The organism is Halorubrum coriense DSM 10284, from assembly GCF_000337035.1.
Classification (GTDB): domain Archaea; phylum Halobacteriota; class Halobacteria; order Halobacteriales; family Haloferacaceae; genus Halorubrum; species Halorubrum coriense.
The window spans coordinates 1-17,819 of record NZ_AOJL01000043.1; the positions used below are offsets into that span (position 1 = coordinate 1).

Here is a 17,819-nt window from a genome sequence, read left to right on the forward strand (position 1 = left end):
CCCGGATCGGCTGCTCGGCCACCGTCGAACCGCTCGATGGGATCGCCTCGTTCCTCGTGGGACGCGAGCGCGACGCGGGCGCGGTCGGCGAGTTCGAGGGGTTCGAGACGCGCCCCTGCGAGGTGGTCGACGCCCGGTTCGCCCGCGAGTTCGACCTCGAACTCCGGACGCCCGCGGCCGACCTCGTCCACACCCCGCGGTCGACGGTGACCGACCGGTTCTACGAGTCGCTTCACGACCTCGTCGAGGCCCACGAGAACACGCTCGTGTTCACCAACTCCCGGTCGGGGGCCGAGCGCACGCTCCAGGAGCTCCGCCGGCGGTTCGACTACGACGAGTCGGACTCGGGCGTCCACCACGGGAGCCTCGGCGAGGCGCAGCGAACGCGCGTCGAGGAGGGGCTGAAGTCGGGCGCGCTCGACGTGGTCACCACGTCAACGAGCCTCGAGCTCGGCATCGACATGCCCCACCTCGATCTGGTGGTCCAGGTCGGCTCGCCGAAGTCGGTCGCGGCGCTGCTCCAGCGCGTCGGCCGCGCGGGCCACAGCCCGGGCGAGACCGTCGAGGGGCGGGTGTTCGCGCTCGACCGCGACGAGCTGATCGAGTGCGCGACGCTGCTCGCCCGCGCCGAGGAGGGGTTCGTCGATCGGGTGTTCCCGCCCGAGGGGGCGTACGACGTCGCCGCCCAGCAGGTGTACGGGATGGCGATAAACCGGATCCGCCCCGACCGCGAGGTCCGGGAGGTGTTGCGCCGCGCGCACCCGTACCGCGGCTTCGACGACGAGGCGTACGAGCGGCTGTTCAGGTACCTCACCGGCGACTACGACGGTCTGGAGGAGAAGAACGTCTACCCGAAGGTGTGGCGCGACGACAACGACCCGCCCGACGGCGAGCACCACCACTCGGAGTTCCCGGTCGGCGAGACGCTCGTCGGGAAGCGCGGGCGGCTCGCGCGGGTCATCTACATGACGAACGTGGGGACGATCCCCGACTCGTTCACCTGCGACGTGTTCACGCGGAACGACGAGTGGGTCGGGACCCTCGACGAGTCGTACCTCGACACGCTGGAGTCGGGCGACGTGTTCGCGCTCGGCGGCGAGCGGTTCGCGTTCCGCTACCGCCGCGGCTCGAAGGTGTACGCCGACCGGACGAGCGAGCGCCCCACGGTCCCCTCGTGGTTCGCCGAGCGCCTCCCGCTCTCCGCGGACCTCGCCCGCGAGGTGTTGGCGTTCCAGGCCGAGCTGCTCGACCGGCTGGCCGGCGACGATCCGAGCGCCGGCCCCGCCGCGGTCCGCGCGTGGCTCCGCGAGTTCCCCTTAGACGGGAACGCCGTCCGCGCGCTCGCCCGGATGTACGACGAGCAGGTCAGGTACGCCGGCCCCGAGGCCGTCTCGACGCCCGACCGCCTCGTCGTCGAGGAGGAGCTCGACCGGAGCGAGTACAAGCGCCGCTTCTACGTCCACGCCACCTACGGCCGGCGGTTCAACGACGGGCTCTCGCGGCTCGTCGCCGCCGCGGTCGCCGACCGGACGGACGCCAACGTCGCGGTCGCGGTCGCGGACCGCGGCTTCAGCCTCGCGCTCCCGCTGAACCGCAAGGTCGACGTGGCGGGTATCCTCGCCGACCTCGGCCCGCAGACGGTCCGAGAGGACCTCCGCGAGGCCGTCCAGGGGACCGACCTGCTCCAGCGCTACTTCCGGATCAACGCCGGGCGCGCGCTGCTCATCCTGAAGCGGTACAAGGGCTACGAGAAGTCGGCGGCCGAACAGCAGGTCTCCGCCGAGATGCTGCTGTCGTTCGCGGCCGATCTGGAGGAGTTCGCCGTGTTGGAGGAGACGTACCGCGAGCTGTTGGAGGACCGCCTCGACGTCGCGGGGATCCGCGAGGTCGTCGGACGGATCGCGGGCGGCGACCTCGCGGTCGAACACCGCGTCGTCGACTCCCCGAGCCCGCTCGCGTTCGGCCTCGCGACGCTCGTCGACTCCGACACGGTCATCGCCGACGACGAGTCGGCCGTCCTCCGCGAGTTCCACGCCCGCGTCATGGAGGAGATCGGCGACGCGCCCCGGAGCGCCGAAGACGGCCGCGGCGGCGGGAGCGCTCCGCCCGAGGGCGACGGAGACGGCGACCGCGACCCCGAGTCGCCCGCGGACCGGGAGGGCGACTGAGATGGCGCGGTCCGGGTCGTCGACGGCGGCGTCCCCGCGCTCCCGGCTCCGCCTCCGGTTGGTCGGCGTCGCGGCCCTCGGCGCGCTCGGACTCGCCGCGCTGTGGCGCACGTTCGGGACCGCGTGGGTCCTCGCCGCGGCCGCGCCCGGCGCGTGTCTGGCGGGGTACGCGTGGATCAACCTCCCGGCGAACCATCGCCCCGGCGACGGCGCTCCGCAGCCGCGGCTCGGCCCGGCGAACGCGATCACGCTGTTCCGCGGCTGGCTCGCGTCGGTCCTCGCCGGCGCGCTGGCGGCCGCCCCGCCGCACCCGTGGGTCCCCGTCGCGCTGTTCGCGGGCGCGGTCGGCCTCGACGCGGTCGACGGGGCGGTCGCCCGCCGGACCCGGGAGACGGTCCTCGGCGCTCGCCTCGACGGCGCGACGGACGCGCTGGCCGTCCTCGTCGGGGCCGCGGTCGCCGTCGCGCTCGGGGCGCTCCCGGCGTGGTACCTCCTCGCCGGCGGCGTCTGGTACGCCTACGCCGGGTCGCTGTGGCGACGGCGGCGGACCGGCGCGCCGGTGTACGAACTCCCGCCGAGCCGGCTCCGCCCGTTCGTCGGCACCGCGCAGTTCCTCGTCGTCGCGGTCGCGCTCGTGCCGGGCGGCCCGGGCGGTTCGCCACCGCTCACCGCGGTCGCGGCGACCGCGCTCGCGGCGCTGCTGGCGAGCTTCGCCCGCGACTGGGCGGCCGCGACGGGGCGGCTCGGCCGCGACGACCCGCCGCTCGCTGCCGGCCGGAGCCGCGACTGACCGCACCTGTGACGCGGGGGACGGCGACGGACGCCGGGCGAGCGACGACGGCACCGACAGCGAGCGGCGAGTCACCGAGAATCTCCGCCGTCAGCGCGCGGAGGACCTCAGGACTCTCGGTACAACAGGACCGCGAGGACGGCGATCAACGCGACCTGCGCGACCTTGTCGACGGCGCCGTACACGCCGATGTCGGCCGGGAACGAGTAGGTACCGAAGACGAAGTTGATGAGGTACCACAGGACGATCTGCCCGGCGGTGAACGGGATTCCGAGCGCGTACACGAGCCGGCGGCGGTACCCCGAGACGATCGCCGTCACGCCCGCGCCGAATCCCAGGGTCGCGAAGAAGAACGAGGCTCCCAACGCCCCCCCGACCAGAAAGCCGAGAACGACGTGGACGATTCCGGACACGGTCGCGGCGAGGATCCCGATCCAGTGGAGGGGGGTCAGCGATTCGACGTCGACGCCGGCGTCGGTGCGTGCCATGAATGTCCGACCCACGGACTCGGTCGGCTTATGTCTACTCCCGGCCCCGAATCGACGGCCGACGGGAGGACGCCGGCCGTCGCCGCCGTGGGTTTATGACGGATCGGTCCGTGTAGTCGCCAATGCCACACCGTCTCAGTCGTCGACCGCGGACGGGTGAGTTCGCGTGAGCGACCGCGACGCCGGACGGGCGGTCGAGTTCGTCGGCCCGGAGCGCGTCGAGGTCGTCTCGACGGAGGATCCCGTCCCCGCCCCCGACGAGGTGGTCGTCGACGCGTCCGTCTCGGCCGTGAGCGCGGGGTCGGAGCTGCTGGCGTACCGCGGCGAACTCGACCCCGAGACGGTCGCCGACGAGGAACTGGCCGCGCTCGACGGGGACCTCTCGTACCCGCTCCGGTACGGCTACGCGGTCGTCGGCCGAGTGACCGCGGTCGGCGACGCGGTCGACCCGGCGTGGCGCGGCCGGACCGTCTTCGCGTTCAACCCCCACGAGAGCCGGTTCGCCGTCGCCCCGGACGCCCTCCGACCGGTTCCCGACGGGGTCGACCCGGAGGCCGCGACGCTGTTCGCGAACGCCGAGACCGCGGTCACGCTGACGCTCGACGCCGCCCCGCGGCTCGGCGAGCGCGTCGCGGTGTTCGGCGAGGGCGTGGTGGGGCTGCTCACCACCGCGCTGCTCGCGCGGAGCGGCGCGGAGACGGTCGTCGCGGTGGAACCGAGGGAGCGACGCCGGTCGCTCGCGGCCGAGTTCGGAGCCGACGCCGTCGTCGATCCGAGCCGGTACGACGGCCGGGCGGGCGTCGTCGACGCCGTGCGCGAGCACACCGGCGGCGTGGACCTCGCGGTCGAGGTGTCTGGCCACCCCGAGACGCTCGAGACCGCCGTCGAGACGACGCGGTTCGACGGGCGAGTCCTCGTCGGGTCGTGGTACGGGACCAAGCGCGCCGACCTCGGCTTCGGCGACCACTTCCACCGCGGACGGGTCACCGTCCGCAGCAGTCAGGTGTCCACCATCGCCCCGGAGCTCCGCGGGCGCTGGGACCACGAGCGCCGCCGCGAGACCGCGTGGCGCGAACTGCGCCGGCTCGACGACGACCTCGACGTGACGGACCGGCTCGTCACGGACCGCGTCCCGGTCGGTCAGGCGACGAGCGCGTACCGCCGGCTCGCCGACGAGACCGAACCGACCCTCCAGCTGCTCTTCACCTATCCATGTACGAACTGACCGTCACCGAGTCGTTCGTCGCACAGCACTACCTCACCGTCCCGAACCCGCCGGCCGACGAGGCGGAGCTCCACTCGCACGTCTTCACCGCGGAGGCGACGTTCCGCGGCCCCGAACTCGGCGAGTACGGCTACCTGCTCGACATCGACCTCGCGCTCGACGCCCTCGACGACGCGGCGGACCGCTACCGCGACGAGACGCTCAACGACCACTTGGAGGGCAATCCGAGCGCCGAGCGCCTCGCCCGGGCGCTGTTCGACGCGCTCGCGACCGTCGACGCCCCGTCCGCGACGGAACTGACGGTGAGCGTTCGGGAGGACGAGGTCGCGCGCGTCTCCTACACCGGCGAACTGCGGTGACCGTCCCGTGCGCGTCGCCCTCGTCCTCGCCGGCGACATCGAGTCCGAGTCCGGCGGCTTCTACTACGACCGCCGGCTCCGCGACCGCCTCCGCGAGCGCGGGCACGCGGTCGAGGTCGCCTCGCTCCCGCGGGGGTCGTACCGCCGCCGGCTCGCCCCGAACCTCCGCGCCCGACGGCTCGCGGAGCGGCTGTCGGGGTTCGACGTGGTCGTCGAAGACGGGCTGGCGCACCCGTCCGTGCTGCTCGCGAACCGGCGGATCGACGCGCCGGTCGTCGCGCTCGTCCACATGATCGCGTGGCGTGCGCGGGCGGCGACGGGGGAGAGCCCGGACGCGTCGGGCACCGTCGAGCGCGCCCGCTCGGGGCTCTCGCGTCGCTTGGCCGCGGCGGTCGAGCGACGGTTCCTCCGGAGCGTCGACGCCGCGGTGTACAACGCCGAGGAGACCCGCCGGGACGCGGCCGGGCTGGGCGGCCCGCGGCGGAGCGCGGTCGCGCCGCCGGCCGGCGACCGATTCGATCCGCTCGTCTCCGCCTCCGAGATCGAAGCGCGAGCGCGGGACGGCCCGCTCGAAGTGACGTTCCTCGGGAACGTCGTCCCGCGGAAGGGGCTCGACGTGCTCGTCGACGCCCTCGCGCGGCTCGACAGAAGCGAGAGCGACTGGCGGCTGACGGTCGTCGGCGACCGGACGATCGCGCCCGACCACGTCGAGCGCGTCGCAGACGCGGTCGCGGCGGCCGGGGTCGGCGACCGAGTCCGATTCGTCGGTCGACTCGACGACGACGCGGTCGCGACGCGGCTCCGAGAGACCCACGTGCTGGCGGTCCCGTCGCGCTACGAGCCGTTCGGCATGGTGTACCTGGAGGCGATGGGGTTCGGCTGCGTCCCGCTGGCGACGACCGCCGGCGGCGCGGGGGAGTTCGTCCGCGACGGTGAGTCGGGGGTCCTCGCGCCCCCGGGCGACTCGCGCGCCGTCGCCGCGGCGCTCCGGGACCTCGACGACCGAGACCGGCTGGCACGGATGGGCGTCGCCGCGCGGCGCGACTACGAGGCGCGACCGGGGTGGCCCGAGACGCTCGACCGCGCGATCGACTTCCTCGCGGCGGAGCACGCCCGGAGCGGGGACGGTGGGTGTCGCGGCGGCGACGGGAACGAGCGCCGCGGGGGCGACGGGAGCGACCGCCGCCGCGGCGGGGGCCGACGGGGTGAGCGGGCGTGACCGACCACGCGGCGTACCTCGACGCGAAGCGCGCGCTCGACGACCGCTCGCTCGACCGCGAGGTGCTCGACCGGTTCGCCGCCGAACTCCCGCCGGAACCGACGGTCCTCGAAGTCGGTGCCGGCACGGCGACGATGGTCGAACGCCTCGTCGACTGGGGCGTACTCGACGGCGGTCGCTGGGTCGCCGTCGACGCTCACGAGGCGGCGCTCGCGGCGGGCGAGGCGCGGATCGGCGACGCCTGCGGGGACGTCACCGTCGAGTACCGCGTCGCAGACGCCTTCGACTTCGCTGCGGAGGCGGCCGCCGCGGGCGAGCGGTTCGACGCGGTCGTGGGGTGCGCGTTCTTCGACGTGGTCGACGCGGCACCGGCGGTCGACGCCCTCGCGGACGTCGCCCCGGTCGCGTACGCACCGATCACCTACGACGGCGAGACGCGCTTCGCGCCCGCCGATCCTGACGACGAGGCCGTCCTCGACCGCTACCACCGGCACATGCGGGAGTTCAGGGCCGGGGGCCCCGACGGCGCGGCGGCCGTGGCCCGCGAGGCGACGGTGATCGCCGAGGGACCGTCGCCGTGGGTGATCGAACCGCCGTACGAGTCCGGGGAGCGGACGGTCCTCTCGCACCTCCTCGACACGGTCGCGGACGCGGTCGGCGAGACCGGACTCGACGCGAGCGGCTGGGCGGAGCGGCGACGGGAGGCGCTCGGCGACGGGCGGCTCCGCTACGAGGCCGCGAATCGGGACCTGCTGGTCCGCCTCGGGTGAGGGCGGCGGTCGACGGCGCGGGTCGGGGCCGCCGCGATCGCGCCGGCCGAGCGGCGGACTACGGGCCGATCGGTTCGGTCGGAAGCGGCTCCGGAAGGCCCCCCAGCACGAGCGTCGTGTAGTGGAGGAAGACCGCCAGCGCCGCGATCGATAACAGCAGCAGGAACAACAGGATCATCCGCTCGTCGCTGCGGACGAGCCCGGAGGTGTCCGCGAGGAATCGGGCCCAGACGCGGCGCTCGGTCATCGTCGAGACGTTGCGCCCGTGGTCGGTTAAAAGTAGCCGGCGGTCCGGGTCGGCGCGGTGCCGCCCGCTCAGTCGTCCGTGAGCGACGGGCGGGACCGGGTGAGCGGCTCGCCGTCGACGGGCTCGTCGGGGTTCGCGTCGACGGCGGCTCGGGAGAGCCCAAGCCGGGCGTCGACGGCGACATCCTCGCGCACGTGGACGGTGCCCCGGTGGACCGCGATCGCGTCCGCGAGGTGGAGCCGCACCGCGTCGAGTAACACCTCGGCCTCCAGCGGCTGGCCGCGGCGCTTGATCTCGTCCACGTCAGCCCCCGGCGGCACGTCGAAGGCGCGCTGGGCGATCACTGGCCCCTGGTCGAGGTCCGTCGTGACGTAGTGCGCGGTGACGCCCGCGACCCGGACGCCCGCGTCCTTCGCCTGCCGGTACGCCTCCGCGCCCGGGAACGCCGGGAGCAGAGACGGGTGGACGTTGACGATCCGGCCCTCGTACCGGAAGACGACCTCGGGCGAGAGGATGCGCATGTAGCGGGCCAAGGCGATCAGGTCGATCTCGTACTCGGCCAGCAGGTCGAGCAGGCGGTCCTCGTCGGTGTTGCCCTTGCCGTCGCCCACGTCGTAGAACGGCTTGTCGTAGCGCTCCGCGAGCGACCGGAGGTCGCCGCGGTTACCGATGACGACGGGGATCTCCGCCTCCGCGCCGTCGTCGGCCAGCTCCCCGCTGGCCTCGGCCTCCAAGAGCGCCTCCGGCGCGTGCGTCTCCTTCGTGACGAGGAGCGCGACGCGGCGCGCGTCGCGGTCGCTCGGGAACCGGACCTGGATGTCGACGTCGAGCTCGCGGCCGAGCTCGGCGAGCGCGCGGCGCAGCTCGCCGCGAGACGTCTCCATCTCCGCGGCGTCGACGCGGGTCGTCATCCGGAAGACGCCCTCGCGGACGGCCTGGTCGAGGTCCTCGATGTTGATCCCCCGCTCGAACAGCAGAGAGGTGACCCGGGCGATGAGTCCGGTCTTGTCTCCTCCGACGACCGTGATCTCGGTCAGTTCGCGGGTCATGCGACGATCACCTCCGCGGGTTCGAACGGCTGCATATACCGCTTTCAACAGCCGGAGGGGTTTGCCCCTTTCGTTCCGTGCGGTCCCTGCCTCCCGCACGAACGACCGATCTATATCCACGAATATGCGTATAAACGGCGTTCCAAAACGGTTTTTACACACGACTCCGCACCAACAGGCATGACCGCATACACGGCGACGGTGACGGTCCGGCTGAAGCGGGGCGTCCTCGACCCGGAGGCCGAGACGACCCAACAGGCGCTCGAACGGCTCGGGTTCGAGCTGTCGGACCTCCGGTCGGCCGACCGGTTCGAGGTCGACCTCGACGCCGCCGACGCCGACGAGGCGGCCGACCGCGCCGACGAGATGGCCGAGCGGCTGCTCGCGAACCCCACGATCCACGACTACGACGTGGCGGTCGCGGAGCGATGACGGTCGCCGTCCCCGAGACGACGCCGATCGTCACCGGCGCGCCCCGCCCAGACGCGTCGGTCGCGGCCGCCCCCGCGGGGTGGGCGGCGTGACGGTCGCCGTCGTCCAGTTCGGCGGCTCGAACTGTGACCGCGACGCGGTCCGCGCGCTCGACCACCTCGGCGTCGACGCCGAGCGCGTCTGGCACGCGGACGGCCTCCCGGCCGACACCGAGGGGATCGTCCTCCCCGGCGGGTTCTCCTACGGCGACTACCTCCGCGCCGGCGCGATGGCCGCCCGCGACCCGATCCTGAACGAGGTCCGCGACGCGGCCGAGGCCGGCGTCCCCGTGATCGGGGTCTGTAACGGCGCGCAGATCGGCTCGGAGTCCGGGCTCACGCCCGGCGCGTTCACCACCAACGCCTCCGCGCGCTTCCAGTGCGAGCCGGTCCACCTGCGCGTCGAGCGCGCCGACACGCCGTGGACCGCGGCCTACGACGAGGGAGACGTGATCGAGATCCCCATCGCGCACGGCGAGGGGCGCTTCGAGATCGGCGAGGACGCCCGCGCCGACCTCGTGGGCGACGACCGCGTCCTCTTCCGGTACTGCGACGCTCGGGGAAACGTCACCGACGCCGCGAACCCGAACGGGTCCACCGACAACGTCGCGGGCGTCCTCGGCGAGCGCGAGACGGTCGCCGTGCTCATGCCCCATCCCGAACGCGCCACGCTCCCGGACCTCGGTCGGAGCACGGACGGGGCGGGGATACTCGAAGCGTTCGCCTGACCGGATTCCCGAACCTACCGCGCCCGCTCCGCTTCCTTCGCCAGATCGGGCTCGCCGACTGGTCCCGTGCCGGTTTCGGTCGCCCCGTCGCTTCCTAGTTCGCGCTCCAGCGCCCGCTCGAACTCCGATTCCGTGAGTTCGCCCTCCGCGTACCGCCGCTGGAGGCGCTCGACCGCGGTCTCGGCCGGTTCCTTCGAGCTCCGTCTCTCTCCGGAGCCGCCGGCTAACGTCCAGATGCCGACGACGCCCCCGACGAGCAGCGCCGCGAGGGCGAGAACGGCGATGAATGGGACGAGGCCCATCGCGCCGCCCATGCCGCCCGCCATCTCCGGCCCCGCCATCCCGCCCGTGAGCGGTGTCGCCGCGAGGGGTTCGAGTACGAACATGCGTGAGTCTCACACGTCTACTCATAAGTGCGCCGCGGGCGTTCGCAGTTCGCAGGACCGCGTCGCGGTCGCAGGCCGCCCCGCCCCCGCTCGGACGCGAGCTGGCGACGCGCCGCCCAACGACTTTTGCGCCCGGCGGTCGAATCCCCGTCCGTGAAGGCACGCCACATCGACCACGTCAATCTCCGCATTCCCGAGGACGGTGCCGACGACGCCCGCGAGTTCTACGGCGAGGCGCTCGGGTTCGGCATCGAGGACGCGCTGTGGGCGGCCGGGGAGAAGCCCTTCTTCGACGTGCGGCTCTCGGCGACCGCGGTGATCCACCTCTGGCCGACCGACGAGTTCGAGCGGCCGACGAAAACGAACTACGACCACGTCGCGGTCGTCGTCGAGGAGTCGGTCCAGGCGATCGAAGCGGAGCTGGCCGACGCAGGCGTCGAAGTCGAGAAGACGCTCGACTCGCCGCTCGGCGCGACCGGCGAGGCGGGCGCGGTGTACGTCCGCGACCCCTTCGGCTATCGGGTGGAGCTGAAGGCCCGGGTGTGAGCCGCCGGCGACAGTTTGAACCGCGACCGCCGTCAGTCGCCGGACGGGTCGCTCTCCGTCACCGGCTGTTCGTCGTCGGCTCGGAGGCGGCGTTCGGCGCGGTCGCGGTCCTCGGGATAGCCGACGTCGATCCGCCAGCCGTCCATCGGGACCGCCTCGATCGTCCGGCCGGACTCGAGCAGGAGGTCGATGGTGTCCGGGAGTTCGTACTCGCCGCGGTCGGAGGGTTGGACGAGGTGACAGGCGTGAAATATTGCCGGCGAGAAGGCGTAAAAACCCGTCATCACGAGGTTCGAGGGCGGATCGTCCGGCTTCTCGACCACCTCGACGATCTCGCCGTCCGCGGTCGTCTCACAGACCCCGTACCGGGAGGCCTCCTCGATCGGGACTTCTTCGACGAGGAAGGCCGCGTCCACGTCGCCCCGACGTTGGCGATCGATGACGTCCTGTAAGTTGGCACTGAACACGTTGTCGCCGAGCATCAGTGCGAACTCCTCGTCGACGTACGGCTTGGCCTGTAAGAGCGCGTGAGCGAGGCCGAGCTGCTCGCGCTGGTGAGCGTACGTGATCGGCACGCCCCGGAAGCTGTCGCCGTAGCGGTCGATGATCTGGCCTTTCCGGTGGCCGACCACCACGACGAACTCCGAGATTCCCACCCCGATGAGCTGCTCGAAGACGTGCTCCAGCAGCGGTTGGCCGGCCACTTCGACAAGGGCTTTCGGGCGGTCGTCCGTCAGCGGTTTGAGTCGCGTTCCTTTGCCCGCCGCGAGTATGACTGCTTTCATACAGCCCCCTAGCCGGAACACGATCTAAAGTATGAGTAGCCTTACTCAACGGCTGCCGGGAGTAAGACGCTGTTAAAGCCGAATACCGTCGAGCCTCGACGCACACGCGGCGAGGGCTCCCCGCGGTCTCACGCGTCGCGACGAACGAGTCGCTTCGGACCTCGTTTCCCGCGGGTCGGCGTCTCGGTGCGCATTAGTCGGTCGGGGACGCGTGGTGGCGGCGCATCCCCCGAACGCGGCCGGCGATCCGGGCCAGCGTCCCGGCGGCGTAAACCAGGCTCGTTCGCAGCGGGAACCCGATGTAGTTCGTGGGCGTGATCGCGTCGCCGAGGATCGTCAGCCACTGCTCCCGCTCGCTCCGTCCCTCCTTGGTCCACAGGTACGGCTGCTGGACCTCCTGCTGGTATTTCTTCGTGAGGAAGTCCGACACCGAGTCCGCGTAGGGGTGATCGACCACCAGGTCCGGGTCGTAGTATATCGGTGAGGTGGTGAGGACCCGTTCCGCGAGTTCGACCTCCTCGTGGCCCCACGGTATCCCCTCGTCCCAGCCGCCGACCTCGTCGAACACCTCTCGTCTGACTCCCATGTTACAGCCCCAGAACCGCGTGACGTAGCGCGGCTCGTCGCCCCAATCGTAGTGGTTGGTGAGACTCCCGGAGAAGATGTCGTCGCGGGGGTGGACCGTCCTGCCCGCGACGGCCGACTCGTCTTCGAGCAGCTCGGATATCCGAGAGAGATACCCGTCGCGCGGTCGCGAGTCGTCGTCGAGGAACACCAGCTTGTCCGACTCCGCGCGCTCGATACCGGCGTTTCGGGCTGACGTCGCCGTGGGCTCGCTCTGGAGACAGACCTCGTAGTCGGAAAACGAGCCGGACTCCAAGTAGTCGATACACTCGACCTCGTCCCGAGGTTTCAGCGTGGGAATAATAACACTGACATCGGTCATACGCCTCAGAACGTGAGTTCTCAATTTCGTTATAGATTACTTACCACCCGTTTCGACGGGGCCCGCGGTCCCTCCGCTCCCGAACAAGCCGGGGCGCTCGACCCGCGTCGGAGTGGCGCGACGCCGACCGGATCGACTCGCGCGGTCGGTCCCGCAGGTCGTGCGGTCGTGCGGCTCGCGTTCGACGCGTCGCCGGCGCTCGCGGTCGCGTTTCGCGGCAGTAACGTCGCCTTACTCGCGGATATGTGGATCGTAACTAGGCAGTCGACCCCCGACGGCCCCGTATGATCGTCTTACGTGTCCCCCGGCGTCGGACCGGGAACACCGGAACTGAGGGACTTCGCCGGCCCGGCGAGGCGGACGGACCCGTCGGGAACTGACCATGTCGTTCGAACCGCTGTCGGACGCGAGCAGAGCCGCCAACCTGGTCAAACATCAGGCGCTCAAGCGGCTCAACCGGCGACGGAACGCCTTCCCCGTCCCGGCCGCGCGGTTCGAGGAACTGCTCGACCGCCACGGCGGCGGGCACTCGAAGGCGTTCGTCCACGTCGGGTTGAGCGACGTGAAACGGGCGTTCGAGACCGACCCGTACGCGTTCCTCCGGTCGACGCTGGGCGACCGCTTCCGGAGCGTGCTCGCGCCGGGGTTCACGGACTACTTCGCCACGTCCGGGGTGTATCACAAGGCGTACTCCCGACCGAAACACGGGACGTTCGGGACGTTGTTCCTCCGAGACGCGGACTACCGGACCGACGACGCGATGAAGTCGATCCTGGTCGAGGGGCCGTACCGCTTCGACGGCTGCCGCCACTCGGACAGCTATCACGAGGACGGCTGTTTCGCCCGCCTCGTCGAGGAGGACACCCTGATGCTGGACGTCGGAACGCCGTGGATCACCTGCTCGCACCTCCATTACTTCGAGAGCCGTCTGGGCCTGGACTACGTCGCCGAGGAGACCTTCGAGGGAGTGAGATGTACCGAAGAGGACGGCTGTGTGCCGGTCGAGCAGACCTGCGGGGTCCGGACCTCGCCGTTCTACTCGTGGAACAAGCCGAAACTGACCAGACGGCTGGAACGCGACGGCGTGCTCCACAGGTACGACCTGAACGGGCTCAAGGTCCTCTTTTTCACCTTGGGCGACCTGAAGTCCTCGCTCGTCCCCCGTCTGAAGGAAGACCCGCAGTACTTGGTGACGCTGTGACCGCGAGCCCTCGCGCTCGGTGCGCCCGGTCCGCGGCGACGGAAACGGTGCGGTCCGCGACGCCGAACCCGTCCGGCGGTCACCGGGGCGGCGACGTCGGTAGCCGACGGATAACAAAGCCGATCTCCGTGAAGGAAACCGACATGAACGGCGAAGCCGCGTCCGGTCGGGGGACGAGATGAGCGTCGTTGACGGGGCGGAAGCCGACGCCGGTGACGGCGACGGGGGGGCGGCGAAGGCGGCGACGTCACCCGCGGCGACGGTCCCCTCGTCGACGGCGGTCCTCGTCGTCGGTCCGGCGGGATACCGGACGGAGGGTACGGGCGGAATCGGTCGGTACATCGCCGAACAGCGGCGGTACCTCGAGGACCGAGTGTCGCTGAACGTCGTCGACACCGCCGTTCGAACCCCCGAGCGGCCGGTCGAGTACCTCCGGACCGCGGTGACCGTCCTCCTCGTGTGGCTCGGGTTCCTCGCACGCCGGCGGCCGGACGTCGTCCATGTCCACACCTCCCACTCGTTCTCGTTTTACCTCTCGGCGCCGTACGTCCTCGTCGCCCGTTTGCTGTGGCGGCGGCCGGTGATACTCCACGTCCACGGCTCGTCGTTCGACGCGTTCATCGAGGACGCCTCGGTGCCGGCCGCCCGCTTCCAACGAGCGGTGTTCGACGCCTGTACCGCGGTCGTCGCCCTCTCGGAACAGTGGCGCGAGGTCCTCTCGGCCCGCGTCCCGCCGGAGCGTATCGCCGTGATCCCGAACGCCGTCGACCCGGACCAGTACGACCCCGACCCCGTGGCCGACCCGCCGCACCTCGTGTTCGTCTCCAACCACATCCGGCGGAAGGGAATCGTCGAGGTGACGAGGGCCATCGGCGAGCTCCGAGACGCCGGGGTCTGGTTCCGAGCGACCATCGCCGGGAGCGGCCCGCTGTCGGACCACGCCGAGGCCGTCGCCGACGCGCACGACGGGGTGGAGTACGTCGGGTTCGTGTCCGAAGAGCGGAAGCGCGACCTCCTCAGTGAGGGGAGCGTCTACGTCCTCCCGACGAGCGCGGAGGGGCTGCCGATCGCCGTGCTCGAGGCGATGGCCGGCGCGAACGCGATCGTCTCGACCGACGTCGGGGGCATCCCCTCTATCGTCGACGAGGCGAACGGCGCGCTCGTCGCTCCCGGGGACGGCCGCACGCTGACGGACGCCCTCGGGACGCTGCTCGCGGACCCGGAGACGACCGAACGGATGGGGCGGGTCAGCCGCCGCCGCATCGAGGAGTCCTACGCGTGGCCCGACGTCGTCGAAGAGCTGCTCTCGCTGTACGCTCGCGCGCTGGACGGCGCCGCCGCGACCGCCGACGCCGACGGGTGAACCGTCCCTCTCCGGAGGCGCCGCGTCCGTCGAAAGTCCGGCCAGAAGGCTGTACCTGTGTCGGGGTATGAGCCGTATAATAATCAACACGGGTCCTGTCGGTAGGAGGTATGCGAAATCACCCTTCCGAGGGCGTCTTCCGGTGGGTACGCGACGAGCGAGGGACCCCGTCTCCTCCGAACCTGTCGGAGGGTGACTCCCAGCGTCGGGAGCTCCGGTTCGGAGCGAAAGCCCTCGTTACGAACGACGACGGGGTCCTTCTCGTCAGGGAACGCCACGACGACGGCTCGCCGTTCTGGACGCTCCCGGGCGGCGGCGTCGAGTCCGGGGAGTCGCTCACGGAGTGTCTCACCCGCGAGATCGACGAGGAGATCCGGTGTCGCGCGTCCGTCGGGAAGCGGATCGGTCGCTGCGTCTACCGCCACACGAGTCGGCCGGCGACGACCGTCTACGCCGTGTTCGATGCGACGCTCGAATCGGAGCCCGAGCCGAACCCGTCGGAGCGCATCTTCGACCACGCCTGGCTGAAACCCGCCGAGCTCATGTCGACGACTCTCGAGCCCGTCGAGCGGTTCATCGAACGGTCGGTGGCGGAGACGGACGGAGAACCGTGGCGCCGCCACCGAGCCACAAGATGACGGAAACTCGGGAAAACGAGTTGAGCCAAGACGAGCTGTTCAGTCTCCTTAGCAATCCGCGACGGCGGTTCATCCTTCAGTACCTGAACAAGAACCCGGAGAGCATCCGACTACAGGCCCTCGCGACCGAGGTCGCGGCGTGGGAGAACGAGACCGACCCCGAGGAGCTGACGGACAAAGAACAGAAACGGCTCTACGTCTCCCTCCACCAGACGCACATCCCGAAGCTCGAAGCGGCCGGCATCGTCGAGTACGACGGCGACACGGGCGAGATCCGGCTCACGGACCGCGGTAGCGACGTCAACCGCTACCTCGACGCCGGCGCGTCGAGCGGCGACGAATCGAGGCGCTGGGGACGATACTACCTCCTGATCGCGCTGTTCGGACTCTTGGTGTACGGACTGGTCACGCTCGGCGGCGGATCGGTCGACCAGACCGGGGTGATTCTGATCGGCGTCGCGTGGGTCCTGCTCGTCGCGATCGCGTTGTTCCAGTACGTCCAGACCGAGCGCCGCGGTCGGGACTGAGACGCCACCGCCGGAGGCCCGTCGGTCGCATCGAACGGCCGACCGCGCGAGGAACCGCCCGTCACTTCGAGCGCCGGAACGACCGGGGCACGGTGAATCCGGGCCTCCCGTCGCGGAGCCAGAGCGCCACGGTCCCGCACAGGAGGAGCGCCTGAAGCAGGAAGTACGTCCGCCCCATCTCGCCGCCGAGGAGGGCCTGACTGTCCAGCAGCAGTTGTACCGTCTTCGCGCCGAGGCCGGGGGCGTCCGAAACGGGCGTCGTGTAGACCGGCCAGAGGAACGAGGGGAGGACCGGTGGGCGACTGAACAGGACGGCGAAGAGGATGTCACCCAGCACGTGGCTCCCGTAGCCGATCGCGACGCCCGCGCCCAACTCCGGGAAGCCCTTGAACCGGAGGGCGACGGCGACGGCGAGCGCGACGGGGACGCCGACGATCAGGGAGTGTGCGACGCCGATGCCGTTGCTCAACAGTCCGAACTGCCAAGCGAGGGGCTTGTCGATGAGATCGGGGAGCTGCGTGGCGACCGCGAGGACGACCGCCGCCCGGTGGCTCGGTCGACGCCGCAACGCGACCCGGACGAACGCCGAGAACGCGACGTACCCGACTGCGAGGTGGCTCCACGGCCACATCGCTCACTCACCGCTCGCCGGGGACGGCTGGACGTCGAACCAGACGTAGGTCGTCCTGTAGGCCGTGTCCGCCGTCGGGTTCTCGGGCGGGTCTCCCCGGTAGAGGTGCGCCACGAAGCGCACGTTCTCGCCGGCGAGCGTCGCCCGGAACTCCTCGGACTCGCGCCAGCTCTCCCCCTGCGCCAGCTCGAAGCCGTGCTGGTCTATCCGGCGTTTGTCGGTGACGACGACGGAGCGACCGTCGAGCCGGACGCGTTGGAGCTCCGTGACGACCGTGTACTCGACCGACCGGTGCTCGTCGTTGGTCACGCCGACGGTGATGGCCGCCGACTCGTCCTGTGTCAGCGCGCTCGGGTACTCGTTCGCGACGAGTCGCCCCTCCTGTTCGGTCAGCAGGTGGAGATCCGTCGCCGTCTCCCCGTCGGCGGGGACGGTCACCGCCGCGCCCAGCGCTCCGACCGCGAGGATCATACTCACCGCGAGGACGGCGGTGAGCGGGGTCAGACTGCCGGGGAAGGGACCGGACGACGACCTCCCGGTACGGGATCTCGCCGGTCCGGCCCAGTGGTCGCTGCCCCCGGAGCGGCCGGCGCGACGCACGGTCGTGGCCCCGGCGACGACGACGACGTACCCGGCGACGAGCCCGACGAGCCCCCACGTAGTCAGCGCCCCGACCGCGAGGTAGACGACGATGGCGAGCAGGGGCAGTATCGCCAGACTGCCGCCGAGCGCGAGCGCGAACCGTTCGACGAGGGTGGTGAACGTCCACGGCTCGCGCTCGCGCTCGGCGTACGCGAACGCCGCGGTCACGTACCCGGGGAGCACGAGGAGGAGGAGAACGGCGGGCGGGAGCCGGACGACGCCGTTCGTGCCGACCGCGATGGTCACGACCGAGACCGCGACCAGTCCCCCGACGGCGAGGAGGTCGCGGCTCTCGAAGAGTTCGTCGGCTATCGAACTCATCGCTGCCCGGTGTGCGAGCGGCCGGTTCCGAGACGGGCGCTCCTTACGGCGACCGATGCGAGACGGCGAGCGTGCGACGCGGGGCGACCGCGCCGTGCGGGGTGACGGCCGCGCGACGGGGAGTCGCGGCCGCGCGAGACGGGGTGGCGATCACTCATTCGTGGTTCTCTCCGTCGGGTCGCCATATCGTTATGGAGAGCATATTCCGGCCCTCGGAGGCGCCGTCCGATCGCTCCGCGGACCGGTAAGCCCGCGTTACCGCCTGACTCCGCGCCGATTCGCGGCGGCCGGGCCGACGGTACCGCGGCGCTCCGGTCGCG

Annotated in this window: 21 protein-coding genes; 13 read left to right on the top strand and 8 right to left on the bottom strand. The window is 71.3% G+C overall.

What is annotated here, in order from left to right:
* A partial coding sequence (locus tag C464_RS10560; protein ID WP_006113685.1) for an ATP-dependent helicase occupies positions 1–2,168 on the top strand: 2,168 nt, incomplete at its 5' end.
* A 1-nt stretch (position 2,169) separates the two neighbouring features.
* Positions 2,170–2,958: a CDP-alcohol phosphatidyltransferase family protein gene (locus tag C464_RS10565; protein ID WP_006113686.1), complete on the top strand. Its 789-nt coding sequence runs from the start codon at positions 2,170–2,172 to the stop codon at positions 2,956–2,958.
* A gap of 107 nt (positions 2,959–3,065) precedes the next feature.
* Here C464_RS10565 and C464_RS10570 read toward each other — a convergent pair whose 3' ends face one another.
* A complete protein-coding gene (locus tag C464_RS10570; RefSeq protein WP_006113687.1) occupies positions 3,066–3,446 on the bottom strand; it encodes a hypothetical protein in 381 nt (126 codons plus the stop codon).
* Between the two features lie 166 nt (positions 3,447–3,612).
* On the opposite strand from C464_RS10570, the gene C464_RS10575 reads away from it, so the two are divergent.
* Genes C464_RS10575 through C464_RS10590 form a run of 4 tightly spaced genes read left to right on the top strand, consistent with a single transcriptional unit; the run spans position 3,613 to position 7,019 of the window.
* Positions 3,613–4,671: a zinc-dependent alcohol dehydrogenase gene (locus tag C464_RS10575; protein WP_006113688.1), complete on the top strand. Its 1,059-nt coding sequence runs from the start codon at positions 3,613–3,615 to the stop codon at positions 4,669–4,671.
* Positions 4,659–5,030 carry a 6-pyruvoyl trahydropterin synthase family protein gene (locus tag C464_RS10580; RefSeq protein WP_006113689.1) on the top strand — a complete coding sequence of 124 codons (372 nt, stop codon included), beginning with the start codon at positions 4,659–4,661 and terminating at the stop codon, positions 5,028–5,030. Before C464_RS10575 ends, C464_RS10580 begins: the two co-directional genes overlap by 13 nt.
* Positions 5,031–5,037: 7 nt before the next feature.
* Positions 5,038–6,249, top strand: a complete 1,212-nt coding sequence (locus C464_RS10585; protein ID WP_006113690.1) for a glycosyltransferase family 4 protein — start codon at positions 5,038–5,040, stop codon at positions 6,247–6,249.
* Positions 6,246–7,019, top strand: coding sequence for a class I SAM-dependent methyltransferase (locus tag C464_RS10590; protein ID WP_006113691.1), 774 nt, complete (start codon positions 6,246–6,248; stop codon positions 7,017–7,019). The genes C464_RS10585 and C464_RS10590 overlap by 4 nt, the downstream gene beginning before the upstream one ends.
* Positions 7,020–7,077: 58 nt before the next feature.
* Here C464_RS10590 and C464_RS10595 read toward each other — a convergent pair whose 3' ends face one another.
* Together C464_RS10595 and C464_RS10600 are read right to left on the bottom strand one after the other, a co-directional pair.
* Complete coding sequence (locus C464_RS10595; RefSeq protein WP_006113692.1) at positions 7,078–7,266, bottom strand: hypothetical protein; 189 nt, start codon at positions 7,264–7,266, stop codon at positions 7,078–7,080.
* A gap of 68 nt (positions 7,267–7,334) precedes the next feature.
* Complete coding sequence (locus C464_RS10600) at positions 7,335–8,315, bottom strand: formyltetrahydrofolate deformylase (protein ID WP_006113693.1); 981 nt, start codon at positions 8,313–8,315, stop codon at positions 7,335–7,337.
* A 180-nt stretch (positions 8,316–8,495) separates the two neighbouring features.
* Here C464_RS10600 and purS point away from each other — a divergent pair, with 180 nt between their 5' ends.
* A complete protein-coding gene (gene purS, locus C464_RS10605; RefSeq protein WP_004595793.1) occupies positions 8,496–8,747 on the top strand; it encodes a phosphoribosylformylglycinamidine synthase subunit PurS in 252 nt (83 codons plus the stop codon).
* An 88-nt stretch (positions 8,748–8,835) separates the two neighbouring features.
* Positions 8,836–9,513 carry a phosphoribosylformylglycinamidine synthase I gene (gene purQ, locus C464_RS10610; RefSeq protein ID WP_006113694.1) on the top strand — a complete coding sequence of 226 codons (678 nt, stop codon included), beginning with the start codon at positions 8,836–8,838 and terminating at the stop codon, positions 9,511–9,513.
* A gap of 14 nt (positions 9,514–9,527) precedes the next feature.
* Here purQ and C464_RS10615 read toward each other — a convergent pair whose 3' ends face one another.
* A complete protein-coding gene (locus tag C464_RS10615) occupies positions 9,528–9,899 on the bottom strand; it encodes an SHOCT domain-containing protein (RefSeq protein WP_006113695.1) in 372 nt (123 codons plus the stop codon).
* A 153-nt stretch (positions 9,900–10,052) separates the two neighbouring features.
* Between C464_RS10615 and C464_RS10620 the strand changes: the two genes are divergently transcribed.
* The gene (locus tag C464_RS10620) at positions 10,053–10,445 is read left to right on the top strand and encodes a VOC family protein (RefSeq protein WP_006113696.1); all 393 of its coding nucleotides are present in this window, start codon (positions 10,053–10,055) and stop codon (positions 10,443–10,445) included.
* A gap of 32 nt (positions 10,446–10,477) precedes the next feature.
* Here C464_RS10620 and aglF read toward each other — a convergent pair whose 3' ends face one another.
* On the bottom strand, positions 10,478–11,230 hold the full coding sequence (gene aglF, locus C464_RS10625; protein ID WP_006113697.1) for a UTP--glucose-1-phosphate uridylyltransferase AglF: 753 nt from the start codon (positions 11,228–11,230) through the stop codon (positions 10,478–10,480).
* A 193-nt stretch (positions 11,231–11,423) separates the two neighbouring features.
* The gene (locus C464_RS10630; RefSeq protein ID WP_049911069.1) at positions 11,424–12,176 is read right to left on the bottom strand and encodes a glycosyltransferase family 2 protein; all 753 of its coding nucleotides are present in this window, start codon (positions 12,174–12,176) and stop codon (positions 11,424–11,426) included.
* A 382-nt stretch (positions 12,177–12,558) separates the two neighbouring features.
* Between C464_RS10630 and C464_RS10635 the strand changes: the two genes are divergently transcribed.
* The 4 genes from C464_RS10635 to C464_RS10650 all read left to right on the top strand — a co-directional run bounded on the left by C464_RS10635 (position 12,559) and on the right by C464_RS10650 (position 15,905).
* Positions 12,559–13,377, top strand: coding sequence for an AAC(3) family N-acetyltransferase (locus C464_RS10635; RefSeq protein ID WP_006113699.1), 819 nt, complete (start codon positions 12,559–12,561; stop codon positions 13,375–13,377).
* Positions 13,378–13,555: 178 nt separating this feature from the next.
* The gene (locus C464_RS10640) at positions 13,556–14,740 is read left to right on the top strand and encodes a glycosyltransferase family 4 protein (protein ID WP_006113700.1); all 1,185 of its coding nucleotides are present in this window, start codon (positions 13,556–13,558) and stop codon (positions 14,738–14,740) included.
* Between the two features lie 110 nt (positions 14,741–14,850).
* Positions 14,851–15,378, top strand: coding sequence for an NUDIX hydrolase (locus tag C464_RS10645; protein WP_006113701.1), 528 nt, complete (start codon positions 14,851–14,853; stop codon positions 15,376–15,378).
* A gap of 20 nt (positions 15,379–15,398) precedes the next feature.
* Positions 15,399–15,905, top strand: coding sequence for a DUF7344 domain-containing protein (locus C464_RS10650; RefSeq protein ID WP_239640224.1), 507 nt, complete (start codon positions 15,399–15,401; stop codon positions 15,903–15,905).
* A 61-nt stretch (positions 15,906–15,966) separates the two neighbouring features.
* Here the strand turns inward: C464_RS10650 and C464_RS10655 are convergent, their stop codons facing one another.
* Positions 15,967–16,536: a metal-dependent hydrolase gene (locus C464_RS10655; protein WP_006113703.1), complete on the bottom strand. Its 570-nt coding sequence runs from the start codon at positions 16,534–16,536 to the stop codon at positions 15,967–15,969.
* 3 nt (positions 16,537–16,539) lie between these two features.
* Positions 16,540–17,499, bottom strand: a complete 960-nt coding sequence (locus tag C464_RS10660) for a DUF1616 domain-containing protein (protein WP_006113704.1) — start codon at positions 17,497–17,499, stop codon at positions 16,540–16,542.
* Positions 17,500–17,819: the final 320 nt, after the last annotated feature.